Here is a 16703-nt window from a genome sequence, read left to right as displayed (position 1 = left end):
GGGGCTGATCCGGCGTTCCTGGGATGGGCTGATCCGGCGGTGGCCACCGTCACGTGCAAGGGCGGCGGCGCCTGCGCCGACGCATTCACCGTCAAGTGTCCGCAGGGCGCGGCTACCACGCGGACAAGGGACCCCGAGGCGCCGTAGAGCCCTCGGGACCCCGTCGGCGACGCACCACGAGCAGTCCGGTCAAGCGCCGTCGCCCGCCCCCGGCGCACCCGCCCGCACCGTGAACCCGATCGCCGACCCGCCCCCGGCCCGTGGGCACGCGAACGGCGTACCGCCGTGCGCCAGCGCCACCTCGCGGACGATGGACAGGCCCAGCCCGGAGCCGGGCAGGGAACGGGCGTCGGCGGCGCGGTAGAAGCGGTCGAAGACGCGGTCGAGGTCGGTGTCGGCGATGCCGGGGCCGCGGTCCAGGACCTCCACGCGCACCGGGCCGCACGCGCCGGCGGCCGGACCGGAGAGCACCAGCTCGATGGGCGCCGTGCCCGTCCGGTCGAACTTCGCGGCGTTCTCCACCAGGTTGGACATGGCCCGGGTCAGCATCCCCGCCCGGCCGTGCACGGTCGTGTCCCCGTTGGCCCGCAGGGTGATCACCCGGCCGGTACGGCGGCGGGCCAGGCCCACCACGTCCTCGGCGAGGTCCGCGAGGTCGACCCGCTGCGGCGGCTCCGAGTCGGACTGGCCGGCCGCCAGGTCGACCAACTCGTTCACCAGATCGGTCAGTTCGCGGGCCTCCTGGCCGAGGTCGGCGACCAGCTCCGCGCGGGTCTCGGGCGGCAGCTCGTCGATCCGGCGCAGCAGCGAGATGTTGGTGCGCAGGGAGGTCAGGGGCGTGCGCAGCTCGTGGCCGGCGTCCTGGACCAGGCGGCGCTGGTCCTCCTCGGACTGCGCGAGCCGGCCGAGCATCCGGTCGAAGGCGCGGCCGAGCCGCCCGACCTCGTCGTGGCCCGTGACCGGCACCTCGATGCCGAGCCGGCGGGTGCGGGCGACGGCCTCCGCGGCGTCGGTGAGGATCACCAGCCGCCGCGTGATCCGCCAAGCCAGCCACCAGCCGAACAGCCCTGCCGCGACCACCACCGCCGCCATCAGCAGCACGGTGCGCTGCTGGAGCGCCCGCAGCAGGTCCTCGGTGTCGCTGAACTCCTGCGCCACCTGCACGGCGCCCCGGCCGCCGCCGAGCGCGACGGTCGCGACGCGGTAGACGTCGTCACCGACGTCGACGTCCGCGTGCACGACGAGCTGCCCGGCCGACCACGCCGCGGCGACCTCCCGGTCGGAGGCGGTGACCGGCAGGCCGGGGTTGCCCTTGTCGACGATGCCGCCGTCCGGGCCCAGCACCTGCACATCGGTGCGGGCCGGGCGCACCAGGTCGTGGCCGGGCGCGGAGGACGAGAAGTCCGCCGGGCTCATCCGGTACTGCCGCACCTCACCGCGCAGATCCCGCACGACCTCGTCGAACACGGACACCTGGTCGACCCGCACCAGCCGGGCGGCGGCGTTGTACGACAGGAAGCCGACGAGGAGGGTCACCGCGGCCGTGACCGTCGCGAAGGACACCGCGAACGTGGTGCCCAGCGACACCAGCCGCGGCCGCCACCCCACTCAGCTCTCCCGCAGCACGTAGCCCACGCCGCGCACCGTGTGGATGAGCTGCGGGGCGCCGGGCTGGTCGAGCTTGCGGCGCAGATAGCCGACGTAGACGGCGAGGTTCTTCGAGCCCGGCCCGAAGTCGTAGCCCCAAATGCGGTCGTAGATCGTGGCGTGGTCGAGGACGATCCCCGCGTTGCGCACCAGCAGTTCCAGCAGCTCGAACTCGGTGCGGGTCAGCTCCAGCTCGCGCTCGCCGCGCCAGGCCCGCCTGGCCCGCGGGTCCATCCGCAGCCCGGCGGCCTCGATCAGCCGGTCACCGGCCGGTCTCGCGGGCGCGGGCACGGGCACCGGCGCGGCCTGCCGCACCGGCATCTCGGGCGCGTCGGCCGTCCGCCGCAGCAGCGCGCGCAGCCGGGCGAAGACCTCCTCCACGTCGAACGGCTTCACCACGTAGTCGTCCGCGCCGGCGTCCAGGCCCGCGATCCGGTCCGCGGTCTCCACCAGCGCCGTCAGCATCAGGATCGGCGTACGGTCGCCCTCGGCGCGCAGCACCCGGCACACCTGGAGGCCGTCGATCCCGGGCATCATCACGTCCAGGACCAGCACGTCCGGCGCGGTGCGGTGCGCCTGCGCCAGCGCCTCGACACCGTCGGCGACCGCCATCACCCGGTAGCCCTCCAGGGTCAGCGCCCGCTCCAGGGCGTGCCGGATCGCGCGGTCGTCTTCGGCGAGCAGAACAGTCGGGGCCACGCGTCCCAGTGTGGCAAAGCCGTACGGCCCTACGACCGCCGCCGGCGACACCCGGCCCCGCTTCTTACTGCCCTCTCACCCGCTCCGCCGCAGCGCGGCGAGCTGCTCCTCGAAGGGCACGACGGTCAGCTCACCGGCGGCATCGGCGGCGCCCTGCTGCTGCGGCACGGCCGGGGCGACCGCGGACCGGGCCACCGCGGCCGGGGCCACCGCGGCCGGGGCACCCACCGCGCGCATCAACCCCGCCAGCTCCCCCGCCGCCCGCTCGATCCGCCCCTCCAGGCCCTCCGCGCCCCAGTCCTCGGAGGCGGCGTAGACCCCGGTCGGGGCGACGACGGCGCGCAGGTGGGCGAAGAGCGGGCGCAGGGCGTGGTCCAGCACCAGCGAGTGGCGGGCGGAGCCGCCGGTCGCGGCGATCAGCACCGGCTTCCCGGCCAGCGCGTCCCGCTCCAGCACGTCGAAGAACGACTTGAACAGGCCGCTGTAGGAGGCGGAGAAGACGGGCGTGACCACGATCAGCCCGTCCGCGCCGGTCACCGCGTCGAGCGCGGCGGCCAGCCCGCGCCCGGGAAAGCCGCTGGTGAGGTGGTGCGCGATCTCCACGGCGAGGTCGCGCAGCTCCACGACCCGCACCTGGGCGCCGGTCCGCGCGGCGGTGGCGGCGGCCAGCCGGTCGGCGAGCAGCCGGGTGGACGACGGGACGCTCAGCCCCGCCGAGACGACGACGAGCCTCATGCCAGGGTCTCCTTCGGGTCCTTGTCCAGGTCCTCGGTGGCCGGGCCGGTGCCGGCCGGGCCGTTGGCGGCCGGGTCCTCCGCGGCCGGGTCCTTGGCGGCGGCCAGCAGGGACTGGTGGGTGGGTGCCTGCGGCACACCGGCCGGCCGCCGTGCCGCGAACTCCTCGCGCAGCACGGGGACGACCTCCTCGCCGAGCAGGTCGATCTGCTCCAGCACGGTCTTCAGCGGCAGCCCCGCGTGGTCGACCAGGAACAGCTGGCGCTGGTAGTCACCGGCGTACTCGCGGAAGGTCAGCGTCTTCTCGATCACCTGCTCCGGCGTGCCGACGGTCAGCGGGGTCTGGGCGGTGAAGTCCTCCAGGGAGGGCCCGTGGCCGTAGACCGGCGCGTTGTCGAAGTACGGCCGGAACTCGCGCACCGCGTCCTGCGAGTTCTTCCGCATGAACACCTGGCCGCCGAGTCCGACGATCGCCTGCTCGGGGGTGCCGTGGCCGTAGTGGGCGTACCGGGTGCGGTACAGCTCGACCATCCGCTTGGTGTGGTCGGCGGGCCAGAAGATGTTGTTGTGGAAGAAGCCGTCGCCGTAGTACGCGGCCTGCTCGGCGATCTCCGGGGAGCGGATGGAGCCGTGCCAGACGAAGGGCGGTACGCCGTCCAGGGGGCGCGGGGTCGCCGTGAAGCCCTGCAGCGGCGTGCGGAACTTGCCCTCCCAGGTGACCACGTCCTCGCGCCACAGGCGGTGCAGCAGGGCGTAGTTCTCGATGGCGAGGTTGATGCCCTGCCGGATGTCCTGGCCGAACCAGGGGTAGACCGGCCCGGTGTTGCCGCGGCCCATCATCAGGTCCACCCGGCCGTCGGCCAGGTGCTGGAGCATCGCGAAGTCCTCGGCGATCTTCACCGGGTCGTTGGTGGTGATCAGGGTGGTGGCCGTGGACAGGATGAGCCGCTCGGTGCGGGCGGCGATGTAGCCGAGCATGGTGGTCGGCGAGGACGGCACGAACGGCGGGTTGTGGTGCTCGCCGGTCGCGAAGACGTCGAGCCCGACCTCCTCGGCCTTCAGCGCGATGGCGACCATGGCCTTGATGCGCTCGCGCTCGGTCGGCGTCCGCCCCGTGGTGGGGTCCGGCGTGACATCGCCGACGCTGAAGATCCCGAACTGCATGGCCGCCTCCATTGGTTGACCGTTCAACTATACGCTTCGAACGGCTGGAGACGACCCCTTATTCCCCGGCTCAGAAGTAGTACGGATCCCCCGTGTCCAGCACCAGCACCCGCTGCCGGTCGTTCTCCCGGTTCCGGTCGACCGTCCCGCCGCGCCACACCGTGTCGAACTCCATCAGCACCTCCGCGGGCGCCCCGCGCAGCCGCACCCGCAGCCGGACCTGCTCCCCCAGCCCGTCCACCGCCAGCGCCCCCAGCCGGCACAGCACCACCCGCTCCCCCGACCGGGCACACCCCTGCGGCAACCTCTGCCGGTTCTCCGACTCCGCCGACCAGCGCAGCCGTACCGTCGCCTCCGGTACGGCCGAGGGGCCGTGGTTGCGCGGCAGGAACCGCACGTCCAGCCACCCGCCCGCGAGCGCCGCCGCGCCGTGATACGCCAGATCCGCCTCGGGCACACCGGCCCGCACCTCGCGCACCCGTGACTCACCGGCCCCGGCCACGCCGGGCCCCGCTCCCAGCAGCAGCGCCGCCACCGCCGTACCCACCACACACCCTCGTCCGCGCACGCCACCCACTCCTCACACACCGCAGTCCTACGCATGTCGGACGGATGTATCCCACGCGGAGACGGCGGCAGGCGCCGTCCATCAGGTGACAGCGGTGCCGGGGCGGCCGGGGCGAGGACGGGGTGCCGGCCCGCCGACGCGCGCGTGCGACGCTGACCGGCATGACCGTGCTCCGCTCCGCCGCCCTCTTCGTCGTCGCCGCCGTCCTGGAGATCGGCGGCGCCTGGCTGGTCTGGCAGGGCCTGCGGGAACACCGCGGGTGGCTGTGGGTGACCGGCGGGGTGCTCGCCCTCGGCGCGTACGGCTTCGTCGCCACCTTCCAGCCGGACGCCCACTTCGGGCGCGTCCTCGCCGCGTACGGCGGGATCTTCGTCGCCGGATCGATCCTGTGGGGCGTCCTCGCCGACGGCTACCGGCCCGACCGCTGGGACCTCGCCGGCGCGCTGATCTGCCTCGCCGGCATGGCGGTGATCATGTGGGCACCGCGCGGCGAGTGACACCACGCGACGGCGCACGGCCCGGCTCGGGGGCTCGCCCCTGCTCGGGCACGCAGGCCCGGCTCCGGCGCCCGTTCCTCCTCCGGCACCCGTCCCTGCTCAGGCGCCCGTCCCTCCTCCAGCACCCAGGCCAGGCCCGGACGCCCGTCCCTGCTCCCGCGCTCAGCCCTGCCCCGGTTCCCCGCCCGGCAGCAGCCCCAGCTGATCGAGGAAGGACATCTGGTCGAAGTAGACCCGGTAGCTGACGATCCGCCCGTCCCTGACGGTGGCGAGATCGACACCGTGCAGCTCGAACTCCCGGTTCGTCGGGGGCAGCGCCTCACCCGACGGCAGCCGCACCGGCCCGGTGTTCCGCCCCGAGTAGACCCCCTCGTCGATGGCCGTGTCCCCGACCTCGTACGAGTTCACCGGCCGGTACGAGGCGTCCGGCACCGCCTCCGTCAGCTGGCCCCACCACTCGACGACGGCGCCCCGCCCCCGCAGCTCCCCGTCCGGGGTGAGAGCGACCGCGTCCTCGGCGAACAGGTCGGTGAGCGCCTCCAGGTGCCCGTGCCCGGTGACGGACGCGGTCAGCCGGTCCATCAGCTCGCGCGCCTCTCCCATGATCCACCTCCGATCGGGAGGATCCCCCCGACTCACCCGACTCATTCTCCCACCGGAGCCGACGCCTATCCTGGCGAGCGGTACCACGGCACCGTCCGTCCCGCCCCGTACCAGCGTGCCGTCGCCCCCCGCCCCACCGCCCGAGGAGCAGCCGTATGACCCCGCCCGCCGCGTCCCGCATCGCCGTCGTCACCGGTGCGAGCAGCGGAATCGGTGCCGCCACCGCCCGGCAGCTCGCCGCCGCCGGATACCGCGTCGTGCTGACCGCCCGCCGCAAGGACCGCATCGAGGCACTGGCCGAGGAGATCAACGCGGCCGGCCACTCCGCCACCGCCTACCAGCTGGACGTCACCGACCGCCCCGCGGTCGACGAGTTCGCCACCGCCTTCCGGACCGTCGGCGTCCTCGTCAACAACGCGGGCGGCGCCCTCGGCCTCGACCCGGTCGAGAGCGGCGACCCGGCCGACTGGCGGCAGATGTACGAGACCAACGTCATCGGCACCCTCAACCTCACCCAGGCCCTGCTGCCCAAGCTGGAGGCGAGCGGCGACGGCACGGTGGTCGTCGTCTCCTCCACCGCCGGGCACGGCACCTACGAGGGCGGCGCCGGCTACGTCGCCGCCAAGCACGGCGCCCACGTCCTCGCCGAGACCCTGCGCCTGGAGATCGTCGGCCGCCCGGTCCGGGTCATCGAGGTCGCGCCCGGTCTGGTCAAGACGGAGGAGTTCGCGCTGACCCGGTTCGACGGGGACGCCGAGCGCGCGGCGAAGGTCTACGAGGGCGTGCCCGACCCGCTGACCGCCGACGACGTCGCCGACACCATCACCTGGGCGGTCACCCGCCCCAGCCACGTCAACATCGACCTGCTGGTGGTCCGCCCGCGCGCCCAGGCCTCCAACACCAAGCTGCACCGGGAGAAGCAGGGCAGTAGCGGCGAGGGCGGGCAGCGGAAGCGGTAACGGGTCAGCGGCCGGAGCGGACCCGTAGGCTCGCGGACGTGGACAGACACCTCCCCTTCGCCGGTCTGCACAACTTCCGTGACCTGGGCGGCTATCCGACGACAGACGGCCGGCGCGTCCGGCCCGGCCGCCTGTACCGCTCGGACTCCCTCGGCAAGCTCGCCCCCGGCACCCCGGACTGGGACCGGTTCCTCGCCCTGGGCATCGGCACGGTCATCGACCTGCGCCACCCCTGGGAGATCGACGCCCGCGGCCGCGTCCCGGAGCACCCGTCCTTCGCCTACCACCACCTCAGCATCGAGCACCGCCCGTACCACCAGGCCGCGTTGCCCCCCGGCACCGACCCCGGCCCCTACCTCGCCGAACGCTTCATGGAGGTCGCCGAGGACGGCACCGAGGAGATCGGCCGCGCCCTGGAACTGATCACCGAGTCGGCGCGCTCCCGCACCCCCCTGGTCTTCCACTGCGCCTCGGGCAAGGACCGCACCGGCGAACTGGCGGCCCTGGTCCTCGGCCTGCTCGGCGTCGACGAGCCCACGATCGTCGAGGACTTCAGCCTCACCGAACTGGCCACGCCCGCCCTCCTCGCGGAGTGGTCCGCGCGCAACGACGGCCGCACCCCCGCCTGGCCGGCCTTCGGCCGCGCCCCCGCCTCGGTGATGCGCCTGTTCCTGACGGCCCTGAAGGCCCGCTACGGCTCGATCGAAGGCTACGTGGAACAGGCGCTCGCGATGAACGCGACGGAACTCGCGGCGACCCTGCGCGCCCACCTCCTCGACGACGCCCCCGCCACCCGGCCGCCCCTCACCTACCGCAGAGCGACCGACGCGGACGCCCCTGCCCTGGTCCGCCTCCGCGACACGGCGGCCCTGTGGCAACTGGCCCGCGGCATCGAGCAGTGGAAGCCCGGCGAGAAGGACGAGGCCCACTTCCGCACCCGCGTCGCCGAGGGCGAGGTCTGGCTGGCGTACGCCGGCGGCCACCTCACCGGCGCCTGCGAACTGTGGTGGACCGACCCGGCGGCCTGGGGCCCCCGCCCCCCGGACGCGGGCTACATCCACCGCCTGATGACGGTCCCCCACACCACCCCACCGGGCACCGGCCGCGCCCTCCTCGCCCACGCCGAGTCCCGCATCCGGGCCGCCTCCCGCCCCTACGCCCGCCTCGACTGCCTGTCCGCCAACCCCCGCCTGCGCGCCTACTACGAACAGGCGGGCTACACGGTCGTCGGCGAACAGCCCGCCAAAACGAACGGCACAGGCAGCCCGTACGCGGTGACCCTGCTGGAGAAGCGGCTCGGCTAGCCCTTCACGCAGACGACCTGCTTGAGCTTGGCGACCACCTCGACGAGGTCCCGCTGCTGGTCGATGACCTGCTCGATCGGCTTGTAGGCGCCGGGGATCTCATCGACGACGCCGGAGTCCTTGCGGCACTCCACGCCCCGCGTCTGCTCCTCCAGGTCCTTCGTGGTGAACCGGCGCTTGGCCGCGTTGCGGCTCATGCGCCGGCCCGCGCCGTGCGAGGCCGAGTTGAAGGACTTCTCGTTGCCGAGGCCCTTCACGATGTACGACCCCGTGCCCATCGACCCCGGGATGATCCCGTAGTCGCCGGAGCCGGCCCGGATCGCGCCCTTGCGGGTCACGAGCAGGTCCATGCCCTCGTAACGCTCCTCGGCCACGTAGTTGTGGTGGCAGCTGATCTCCTGCTCGAAGGTCGGCTTCGCCTTCTTGAACTCCTTGCGGACCACGTCCTTCAGGAGCGCCATCATGATCGAGCGGTTGTACTTCGCGTACTCCTGCGCCCAGAACAGATCGTTGCGGTACGCCGCCATCTGCGGGGTGTCCGCGATGAAGACGGCGAGGTCGCGGTCGATCAGGCCCTGGTTGTGCGGCAGCTTCTGGGCGATGCCGATGTGGTGCTCGGCGAGTTCCTTGCCGATGTTCCGGGACCCGGAGTGCAGCATGAGCCATACGGAACCGGTCGTATCGAGACAAACCTCAACAAAGTGGTTGCCGCTTCCGAGCGTTCCCATCTGCTTTTCGGCGCGATCGTGACGGAATTTGACCGCTTCGGCGACTCCGTCGAACCGCCCCCAGAAGTCGCTCCACCCCGCCGTGCCGAACCCGTGCAGCCGTCCCGGGTCGACGGGATCGTCGTGCATCCCCCGCCCCACCGGAATCGCCTGCTCGATCCTCGACCGCAGCCGGGACAGGTCTCCGGGCAGGTCGTTGGCGGTCAGGGACGTCTTCACCGCCGACATTCCGCAGCCGATGTCGACCCCCACCGCCGCCGGGCACACCGCGCCCTGCATGGCGATGACGGAACCGACGGTCGCGCCCTTGCCGTAGTGGACGTCCGGCATGACGGCCAGGCCCTTGATCCACGGCAGGGTCGCGACGTTGCGGAGCTGCTGGAGGGCGCCCTCCTCGACCGTCGTGGGGTCGGCCCACATCCGGATCGGCACCTTCGCGCCCGGCATTTCCACGTACGACATACGCCTCATCCCCCGTAATCCAGGACAGAATTCTCGAATCGCAAAAACCGGAGCCAAGGTCGATGAAAGGGGCAACGGACCGGCGTTCACGGCTGCGCGTGCGATACACATTGTGTCCCGGGCAGCGATCGGCCCGGCAACCGATTTACCCCGCGAGAGGAGCCTGACCGTGCAGCGGAAGGCGTACGTACCCGGCACCGCCGCGCTCCTCGCGGCCCTGCTGGCCGGCTGCACCGGCGGTTCCGACGACGGCGGCACCACGGACGGCACCAACCCCGACGACGGCGGCACCGCCGTGGCCACCGTCGAGCCCGGCCGCTACCGCTCCCTCCCGGAGCCGTGTTCCGCGGTCGGCGAGGACACCCTCGACGACCTGCTGCCCGGCATCGCGCAGATCCTGGACGAGGAGCAGCGCGAGAAGGCCTACGAGGGCGAGGCCACGCTCACCTTCGACAACGACCGCAAGGTGGGCTGCCGTTGGAAGGTCTCGTCCCCGACGGCGACGAACTACCTGTTCGTCGACCTGGAGCGGGTGGTGTCGTACGACAACACCATCAGCGACGACAACCAGGCGCAGCAGCTGTTCGCCGCGAAGCAGGCGAAGGCGGATCTGCCGCTGCCGGCGGCGGCCACGTCCGCGGCGTCCGGCCCGGCGGAGGGATCCGGCGGGCCGTCGGCCGGTGCTCCCTCGGGCGTCCCCTCGGCCGGCGCGTCCACCGGCCCTTCCGCCCGCCGCTCCGCCGGTTCCGCCAAGGGCGCCTCGCCCTCCGGCTCGCCGTCCGGTTCCCCCTCCGGCTCCGGCTCCCCCAGTGCCACCCCCACCGATCTCCGGCCCCGCACCCTGGACGACCTCGGTGACGAGGCGTTCGTCGACGACGAGCTGAGCAGCAGTGGTTCGACGGCCAGGCAGCGCACGGTGACTGTGGCGTTCCGCACGTCGAACGTCATCGTGACCATCGAGTACGAGGAGCTGCCGGCGACCGTCGGCATGGCGCCGGACAGCAAGGAAATGCAGGACAGGGCGCTGAATCTGGCGTCCCAACTGGCCGACTCGCTGGCCGGTTAGCCCCGCTTCGCGCGCCCGCGCACATCCGCCGAACCGGAAACGCACGGTTCCTTCACCGCGTACCGTGGCCCCTCGGACCCGATCCGACCGCAGGAACCGAGCGTCATGAGTGAAGGAACCATGCAGCGACGAGCACAGCGAGAGAAGCGTGACCAGCGTGTTGAGCGAGCCGGACGGCGCGGGCGTGTCCTTGTCTCCGCCGCCGCCCTCCCCGTGATCCTGCTCGCCGCCGGCTGCTCCTCGGACTCCGGCTCCGGCGACGAGGCGAAGGCGTCGGCGGCCAGTGCCAGTGCGAGCACGTCGGCGAGCCCGTCGCCGACGGTGCGGGCCGCGGCGTACGGGACCCTGCCGAAGGCGTGTGACGTGCTGTCGGAGAAGACGCTGGAAGAACTCGTCCCGAAGGGCACGAAGTCGGGCAAGGAGGGCAGCTCCGACGATGTCTCGTCGCGTGCCAGCTGCTCCTGGAACAGTCTCGACAACAACGGCGTGAAGGGCTCCCAGTTCCGCTGGCTGAACGTCTCGCTGCTGCGCTTCGAGTCCGATGTGACGCGCGGCTCGGGCGAGGAGCTGGCGCAGGAGTACTACGAGAAGCAGGTCACCGACGTCCGCTCGGTCGAGGGTGCGAAGAACACCAAGGCGGAGCCGCTGGCCGGCACCGGCGACGAGGCGACGGCGGTGCGCTACGACCTGAAGAAGAAGGAAGGCTCCTTCAAGCAGCAGACGATCGTGGCGCGCGTGGAGAACGTGGTCGTCACCCTGGACTACAACGGCGCGGGCCTGGCGGGCGAGAAGACGCCGGACGCCGACGACCTGATGAAGGACGCGACGAAGGCCGCCAAGGAGGTGGTCGCCGCGGTGTCCGAGGCGAACGAGGGCGGCGGCGCGGCGAAGTCGCCGGGCGCGTCCGGCTCGCCGTCGAAGCCGGCCGGCTCCGCGTCCGCGTCGGCCGGTTCCCCGTCCGGGTCGGCCGGTTCGCCGGCCGCCTCGTCGAAGGCTCCGGCGAAGAAGAGCTGACCCGAGGGCCACGAAAGCGCAGCCTGCACGGACCGGTCACTCGTTCCCCGCACACGTGTGCCACTCTGTTGCGCGCAACAACACGCAGCGGGAGGGGAGTACGGGTGGCCGCGCCCATACAGCTGACACGGATGCACCGCGTTCTCATCGGCGTGGTCGTGACCGGTGCCGTGATCATCGCGGGCATCGGCTTCGCGGGCTCGTACGCCGCCGTACGCGAACTGGCCCTCAAGAAGGGCTTCGGGGACTTCAGTTACGTCTTCCCGATCGGCATCGACGCGGGCATCTGTGTCCTGCTCGCCCTGGACCTGCTGCTGACGTGGATCCGCATCCCGTTCCCCCTGCTGCGCCAGACGGCCTGGCTGCTGACGGCGGCGACGATCGCCTTCAACGGCGCGGCGGCCTGGCCGGACCCGCTGGGCGTCGGGATGCACGCGGTGATCCCGGTGCTGTTCGTGGTGGCGGTCGAGGCGGCCCGGCACGCGATCGGCCGGATCGCCGACATCACGGCGGACAAGCACATGGAGGGCGTCCGCCTCACCCGCTGGCTGCTCTCGCCGGTCCCCACCTTCCTGCTGTGGCGCCGGATGAAGCTGTGGGAGCTGCGCTCCTACGACCAGGTGATCAAGTTGGAGCAGGAACGTCTCGTCTACCAGGCGCGGCTGCGTTCCCGCTTCGGCCGCGCCTGGCGCCGCAAGGCCCCGGTGGAGTCCCTGATGCCGCTGCGGCTGGCCCGCTACGGCGTCCCGCTGTCGGAGACGGCCCCGGCGGGCCTGGCGGCGGCGGGCATCGAACCGGCCCTGATCCCGCCGGCGCCGCCCCAGGCGGAGCAAACCGGGCAGCCGGAGCTCGGGCAGCAGCCCGGTCAGCCGCAGCTCGCCGCGGCGACCCAGGCGCCCGCGCCGCGCCGGCAGGGCGGCCCCGTCCAGGAGCAGGCCCCGGAGCCCGCGCAGAACCCCTGGCTGCACGCCCGCGACCCGCACACGGTCCAGTACCAGGGCGACTACGACCCCAACTACGACCCGGACGCCGCGTACGCCCAGTGGTACGAGGAGCAGCGCCTGGCGGAGGAGTACGAGGACCAGTACCAGGAGGAGCCTCCGGCGGACGACACCGGGAGCTTCCCCATCCCGGTCGTGCCGGGCCGCACGCGGGAGCTGGGTGAGGGCGGCGGCACCCCGGAGCCCGACGAGGAGGCGTACTACCAGGTGTTCCGTCAGTCGATCGACGGCAGTTTCCCCACGCCGGGCGTCCTCGGCGACAACATCGAGGCGACCTACGGCGTGAAGCTCACCCCGAGCGCCCTGAAGGCCCTCTCGGACCGTTTCCAGCAGCGTTTCAACGCGGAGCTGGAGGAGGACCACATCGCGTGAGCGCCCGCGCGCGATGACGGAAGGGGGCGCCCGGCGAAACACCGGGCGCCCCCTTTCGTCGTACGGACCGGCCTACTCGCCGAGCAGGCGCCGCACCCGCTCCTGGCCGACCGCCAGCAGCAGCGTGGGCAGCCGGGGGCCGGTGTCCCGGCCCACCAGCAGGTGGTACAGCAGCACGAAGAACGCGCGCTGGGCGGTCTTGATCTCCGGCGGCAGCTCCTTGGGCGTCGCGTCGGCGGAGAACCCGGCCTGCACCTTCGGCACGCCGTAGACCAGGTGGGTCAGGCCGTCCAGGGACCAGTGGTCGGCGAGCCCGTCGAGCAGCAGGCGGACCGACTCGCGCGCCTGGTCGTCGAGCGACTTCAGCAGCTCGGCGTCGGGCTCCTCGCGCACGATGGTCCGCTGGTCGGCGGGGACGTGGGTGTTGATCCACGCCTCGGCCTTCTCGTACCGGGGCCGCACCTCGTCCAGCGAGGCCAGCGGGAGCGCCGGGTCCAGCTCGCTGAGGATGCGCAGCGCCTGGTCCTCGTGGCCGGCGGTGATGTCGGCGACGGAGGCGAGCGTGCGGTACGGCATCGGGCGCGGCGTCTTCGGCAGCTCACCGGCGGCGGTGCGCACCGCGCGGGAGTGCGCGGCGACGTCGGCGGGCAGGGCGGTGCCGTCGGCGACCTTGGCGTCCAGCCGGTCCCACTCGTCGTACAGCCGCTGGATCTCCTGGTCGAAGGCGACCTTGAAGGACTGGTTGGGCTTGCGGCGGGCGTACAGCCAGCGCAGCAGCTGCGGCTCCATGATCTTCAGCGCGTCGGACGGGGTGGGCACGCCGCCCTTCGACGACGACATCTTGGCCATGCCGGAGATGCCGACGAAGGCGTACATCGGGCCGATGGGCTGCTTGCCGCCGAAGATCCCGACGATCTGCCCGCCGACCTGGAAGGACGAGCCGGGCGAGGAGTGGTCGACGCCGCTCGGCTCGAAGATCACGCCCTCGTACGCCCAGCGCATCGGCCAGTCGACCTTCCAGACCAGCTTGCCGCGGTTGAACTCGCTGAGCCGGACGGTCTCGGAGAAGCCGCACGCGGTGCAGGCGTACGTCAGCTCGGTGGTCGTGTCGTCGTAGGAGGTGACGGTGGTGAAGTCCTTCTCGCAGTTGCCGCAGTACGGCTTGTACGGGAAGTAGCCGGCGGAGCCGGAGCTGCCGTCGTCCTCGGAGGCGGCGCCGGAGCCCTCGGCGGCCTCCAGCTCGGCCTCGTCGACCGGCTTCTGCTGCTTCTGCACCGCGGCGGCGGGCTTCGGCTTGGTCCGGTACTGCGCGAGGACCGCGTCGATGTCGTGGCGGTGCTTCATGGCGTGCAGGATCTGCTCCCGGTACGCCCCCGAGGTGTACTGCTCGGTCTGGCTGATGCCGTCGAACTCGACGCCCAGCTGGCCCAGCGCCTCGATCATGGCCGCCTTGAAGTGCTCGGCCCAGTTCGGGTGGGGTGAGCCCTTGGGCGCGGGCACGGAGGTCAGCGGCTTGCCGATGTGCTCCGCCCAGGAGTCGTCGATGCCGGTGACGCCGGCGGGCACCTTGCGGTACCGGTCGTAGTCGTCCCATGAGATCAGGTGCCGGACCTCGTACCCGCGCCGCCGGATCTCGTCGGCGACGAGGTGCGGGGTCATGACCTCGCGCAGGTTGCCCAGGTGGATCGGGCCGGAGGGCGAGAGCCCGGACGCGACGACGACCGGTTTGCCCGGGGCCCGGCGCTCCGACTCCTCGATGACCTCATCCGCGAAACGGGAGACCCAGTCGGTGGTCTCGGTGCTCTGAGCCACGATCGGCACGTCCTCTGTTGCTGAAGGCTTGATGGTGGCCCCATTGTCCCAGGACGTGCCGCATCCGAGAAAACGCCTTTTCGAACCCCCGGGGACGGCGGCGCAGCCACCCGTCCCGGGGGCGCGGGGAACCGCGCGAACAACCCCCACCGGCCCGCACCCGGCGACAGACCGCACCCCCCGCCCCCGCGGCCGCGAAATCCGCTTTACCCCCCATGGGATACTGACCGTGTCTATCGATCCCCACGAGGAGAACGGCACCCCACCTATGGCCTCGGTCACGTCCCTCAGCGACTCCGTCCAGCAGCACCTCGCCGACGCCCTCGCCTCCGCCCTGCCGGAGGCCGACGGGGTCGACCCGCTGCTGCGACGAAGCGACCGGGCCGACTTCCAGGCCAACGGCATCCTCGCGCTGGCCAAGAAGGCGAAGGCGAACCCGCGGGAGCTGGCGACGCAAGTCGTTGCCCGGGTGACCACCGGGGACGAGCTGATCAAGGACGTCGAGGTGTCCGGCCCCGGCTTCCTGAACATCACGATCGCGGACGGGGCGATCACGCGGAACCTGGCCGCGCGGTACGCGGACGAGACGGGCCGCCTGGGCATCCCGGCCGCCGCGAACCCGGGCACCACGGTCGTCGACTACGCCCAGCCGAACGTGGCGAAGGAGATGCACGTCGGTCACCTGCGCTCGGCGGTGATCGGCGACTCGGTCGTCCAGCTGCTGGAGTTCACCGGCGAGAACGTGGTGCGCCGCCACCACATCGGCGACTGGGGCACCCAGTTCGGCATGCTGATCCAGTACCTGGACGAGCACCCGCACGAGCTGGACCACAAGGCCGACGAGGAGGTCTCCGGCGAGGAGGCGATGTCCAACCTGGACCGCCTCTACAAGGCCGCGCGCAAGAAGTTCGACTCCGACGAGGAGTTCAAGACGCGTGCCCGGCGCCGGGTGGTCGACCTGCAGGCCGGGGACCCGCACACGCTGGCCATGTGGCAGAAGTTCGTCGACGAGTCGAAGATCTACTTCTTCTCCGTCTTCGACAAGCTGGACATGGAGATCCGCGACCCCGACATCGTCGGTGAGTCCGGCTACAACGACATGCTCGCGGAGACCTGCCGGCTGCTGGAGGAGTCGGGGGTGGCGGTCCGCTCGGAGGGCGCGCTGTGCGTCTTCTTCGACGACGTCAAGGGCCCGGACGGCAAGCCGGTCCCGCTGATCGTGCAGAAGTCGGACGGCGGCTACGGCTACGCGGCGACCGACCTGTCCGCGATCCGCGACCGCGTCTTCAACCTGAAGGCGACCTCGCTGGTGTACGTCGTCGACGCCCGCCAGTCCCTGCACTTCAAGATGGTCTTCGAGACCGCCCGCCGGGCCGGCTGGCTGAACGACGACGTGAAGGCGTACCAGCTGGCCTTCGGCACGGTCCTCGGCAAGGACGGCAAGCCGTTCAAGACCCGTGAGGGCGAGACGGTCCGGCTGGTCGACCTCCTCGACGAGGCCATCGACCGCGCCTCGGCCGTCGTACGGGAGAAGGCGCAGGACCTGTCCGAGGAGGAGATCGCCGAGCGGGGTGCCCAGGTGGGCATCGGCGCGGTGAAGTACGCGGACCTGTCGACGTCGGCGAACCGGGACTACAAGTTCGACCTGGACCAGATGGTCTCGCTGAACGGCGACACGTCCGTCTACCTCCAGTACGCGTACGCCCGTATCCGGTCCATCCTCCGCAAGGCCGGCGAGGTCCGCCCCGCCGCCCGCCCGGAGCTGGGGCTGCACGCGGCGGAGCGGGCGCTGGGCCTGCACCTGGACGCGTTCGCGGAGACGGTGGACGAGGCGGCGAGGGAGTACGCCCCGCACAAGCTGGCCGCGTACCTCTACCAGCTCGCCTCCCTCTACACCTCCTTCTACGACAAGTGCCCGGTGCTGAAGGCCGAGTCGCCGGAGCAGGTCGAGAACCGTCTGTTCCTGTGCGACCTCACGGCCCGCACCCTGCACCGGGGCATGGCCCTGCTGGGCATCCGCACGCCCGAGCGCCTGTAACCCCGCGGGCGTTGCCGACGTAACTCCGCGGGCGG

General features: G+C 72.1%; 15 protein-coding genes. 7 read left to right on the top strand and 8 right to left on the bottom strand.

The window, feature by feature from the left end:
- Positions 1-189: 189 nt before the first annotated feature.
- The 5 genes from G7Z13_RS20125 to G7Z13_RS20105 all read right to left on the bottom strand — a co-directional run bounded on the left by G7Z13_RS20125 (position 190) and on the right by G7Z13_RS20105 (position 4812).
- The gene (locus tag G7Z13_RS20125; protein WP_166001249.1) at positions 190-1608 is read right to left on the bottom strand and encodes a HAMP domain-containing sensor histidine kinase; all 1419 of its coding nucleotides are present in this window, start codon (positions 1606-1608) and stop codon (positions 190-192) included.
- Positions 1609-2346 carry a response regulator transcription factor gene (locus tag G7Z13_RS20120; RefSeq protein ID WP_166001246.1) on the bottom strand — a complete coding sequence of 246 codons (738 nt, stop codon included), beginning with the start codon at positions 2344-2346 and terminating at the stop codon, positions 1609-1611. It lies immediately after the preceding gene.
- A gap of 75 nt (positions 2347-2421) precedes the next feature.
- Positions 2422-3081, bottom strand: a complete 660-nt coding sequence (locus tag G7Z13_RS20115; RefSeq protein WP_166001243.1) for a CE1759 family FMN reductase — start codon at positions 3079-3081, stop codon at positions 2422-2424.
- Positions 3078-4244: an LLM class flavin-dependent oxidoreductase gene (locus G7Z13_RS20110; RefSeq protein ID WP_166001241.1), complete on the bottom strand. Its 1167-nt coding sequence runs from the start codon at positions 4242-4244 to the stop codon at positions 3078-3080. Before G7Z13_RS20110 ends, G7Z13_RS20115 begins: the two co-directional genes overlap by 4 nt.
- Positions 4245-4314: 70 nt before the next feature.
- Positions 4315-4812 (bottom strand): hypothetical protein, encoded by a 498-nt coding sequence (locus G7Z13_RS20105; protein WP_166001239.1) that lies wholly within the window; start codon positions 4810-4812, stop codon positions 4315-4317.
- 161 nt (positions 4813-4973) lie between these two features.
- On the opposite strand from G7Z13_RS20105, the gene G7Z13_RS20100 reads away from it, so the two are divergent.
- Complete coding sequence (locus tag G7Z13_RS20100) at positions 4974-5309, top strand: YnfA family protein (RefSeq protein ID WP_166001237.1); 336 nt, start codon at positions 4974-4976, stop codon at positions 5307-5309.
- A gap of 162 nt (positions 5310-5471) precedes the next feature.
- Here G7Z13_RS20100 and G7Z13_RS20095 read toward each other — a convergent pair whose 3' ends face one another.
- Complete coding sequence (locus G7Z13_RS20095) at positions 5472-5912, bottom strand: nuclear transport factor 2 family protein (protein WP_166001234.1); 441 nt, start codon at positions 5910-5912, stop codon at positions 5472-5474.
- Positions 5913-6067: 155 nt separating this feature from the next.
- On the opposite strand from G7Z13_RS20095, the gene G7Z13_RS20090 reads away from it, so the two are divergent.
- Positions 6068-6871, top strand: a complete 804-nt coding sequence (locus G7Z13_RS20090; RefSeq protein ID WP_166001232.1) for an SDR family NAD(P)-dependent oxidoreductase — start codon at positions 6068-6070, stop codon at positions 6869-6871.
- A 38-nt stretch (positions 6872-6909) separates the two neighbouring features.
- Positions 6910-8175, top strand: a complete 1266-nt coding sequence (locus G7Z13_RS20085; protein WP_166001230.1) for a GNAT family N-acetyltransferase — start codon at positions 6910-6912, stop codon at positions 8173-8175.
- Here G7Z13_RS20085 and G7Z13_RS20080 read toward each other — a convergent pair.
- Positions 8172-9365, bottom strand: a complete 1194-nt coding sequence (locus tag G7Z13_RS20080; RefSeq protein WP_166001228.1) for an RtcB family protein — start codon at positions 9363-9365, stop codon at positions 8172-8174. The genes G7Z13_RS20085 and G7Z13_RS20080 overlap by 4 nt on opposite strands.
- A gap of 169 nt (positions 9366-9534) precedes the next feature.
- On the opposite strand from G7Z13_RS20080, the gene G7Z13_RS20075 reads away from it, so the two are divergent.
- The 3 genes from G7Z13_RS20075 (at position 9535) to G7Z13_RS20065 (ending at position 12818) form a co-directional block, all read left to right on the top strand.
- A complete protein-coding gene (locus tag G7Z13_RS20075) occupies positions 9535-10431 on the top strand; it encodes a DUF3558 domain-containing protein (protein WP_166001226.1) in 897 nt (298 codons plus the stop codon).
- A gap of 105 nt (positions 10432-10536) precedes the next feature.
- Positions 10537-11445 carry a DUF3558 family protein gene (locus G7Z13_RS20070; RefSeq protein ID WP_166001224.1) on the top strand — a complete coding sequence of 303 codons (909 nt, stop codon included), beginning with the start codon at positions 10537-10539 and terminating at the stop codon, positions 11443-11445.
- A 104-nt stretch (positions 11446-11549) separates the two neighbouring features.
- Positions 11550-12818, top strand: a complete 1269-nt coding sequence (locus tag G7Z13_RS20065; RefSeq protein WP_166001222.1) for a DUF2637 domain-containing protein — start codon at positions 11550-11552, stop codon at positions 12816-12818.
- 72 nt (positions 12819-12890) lie between these two features.
- On the opposite strand, the gene lysS is transcribed toward G7Z13_RS20065, so the two are convergent.
- Positions 12891-14639, bottom strand: a complete 1749-nt coding sequence (gene lysS, locus G7Z13_RS20060) for a lysine--tRNA ligase (protein WP_166001221.1) — start codon at positions 14637-14639, stop codon at positions 12891-12893.
- 259 nt (positions 14640-14898) lie between these two features.
- Between lysS and argS the strand changes: the two genes are divergently transcribed.
- Positions 14899-16668 carry an arginine--tRNA ligase gene (gene argS, locus G7Z13_RS20055; RefSeq protein WP_166001219.1) on the top strand — a complete coding sequence of 590 codons (1770 nt, stop codon included), beginning with the start codon at positions 14899-14901 and terminating at the stop codon, positions 16666-16668.
- The last annotated feature ends 35 nt before the right edge of the window (positions 16669-16703 follow it).

The organism is Streptomyces sp. JB150 (genome assembly GCF_011193355.1).
GTDB lineage: Bacteria > Actinomycetota > Actinomycetes > Streptomycetales > Streptomycetaceae > Streptomyces.
This window is presented reverse-complemented; position numbering and strand designations above follow the sequence as displayed.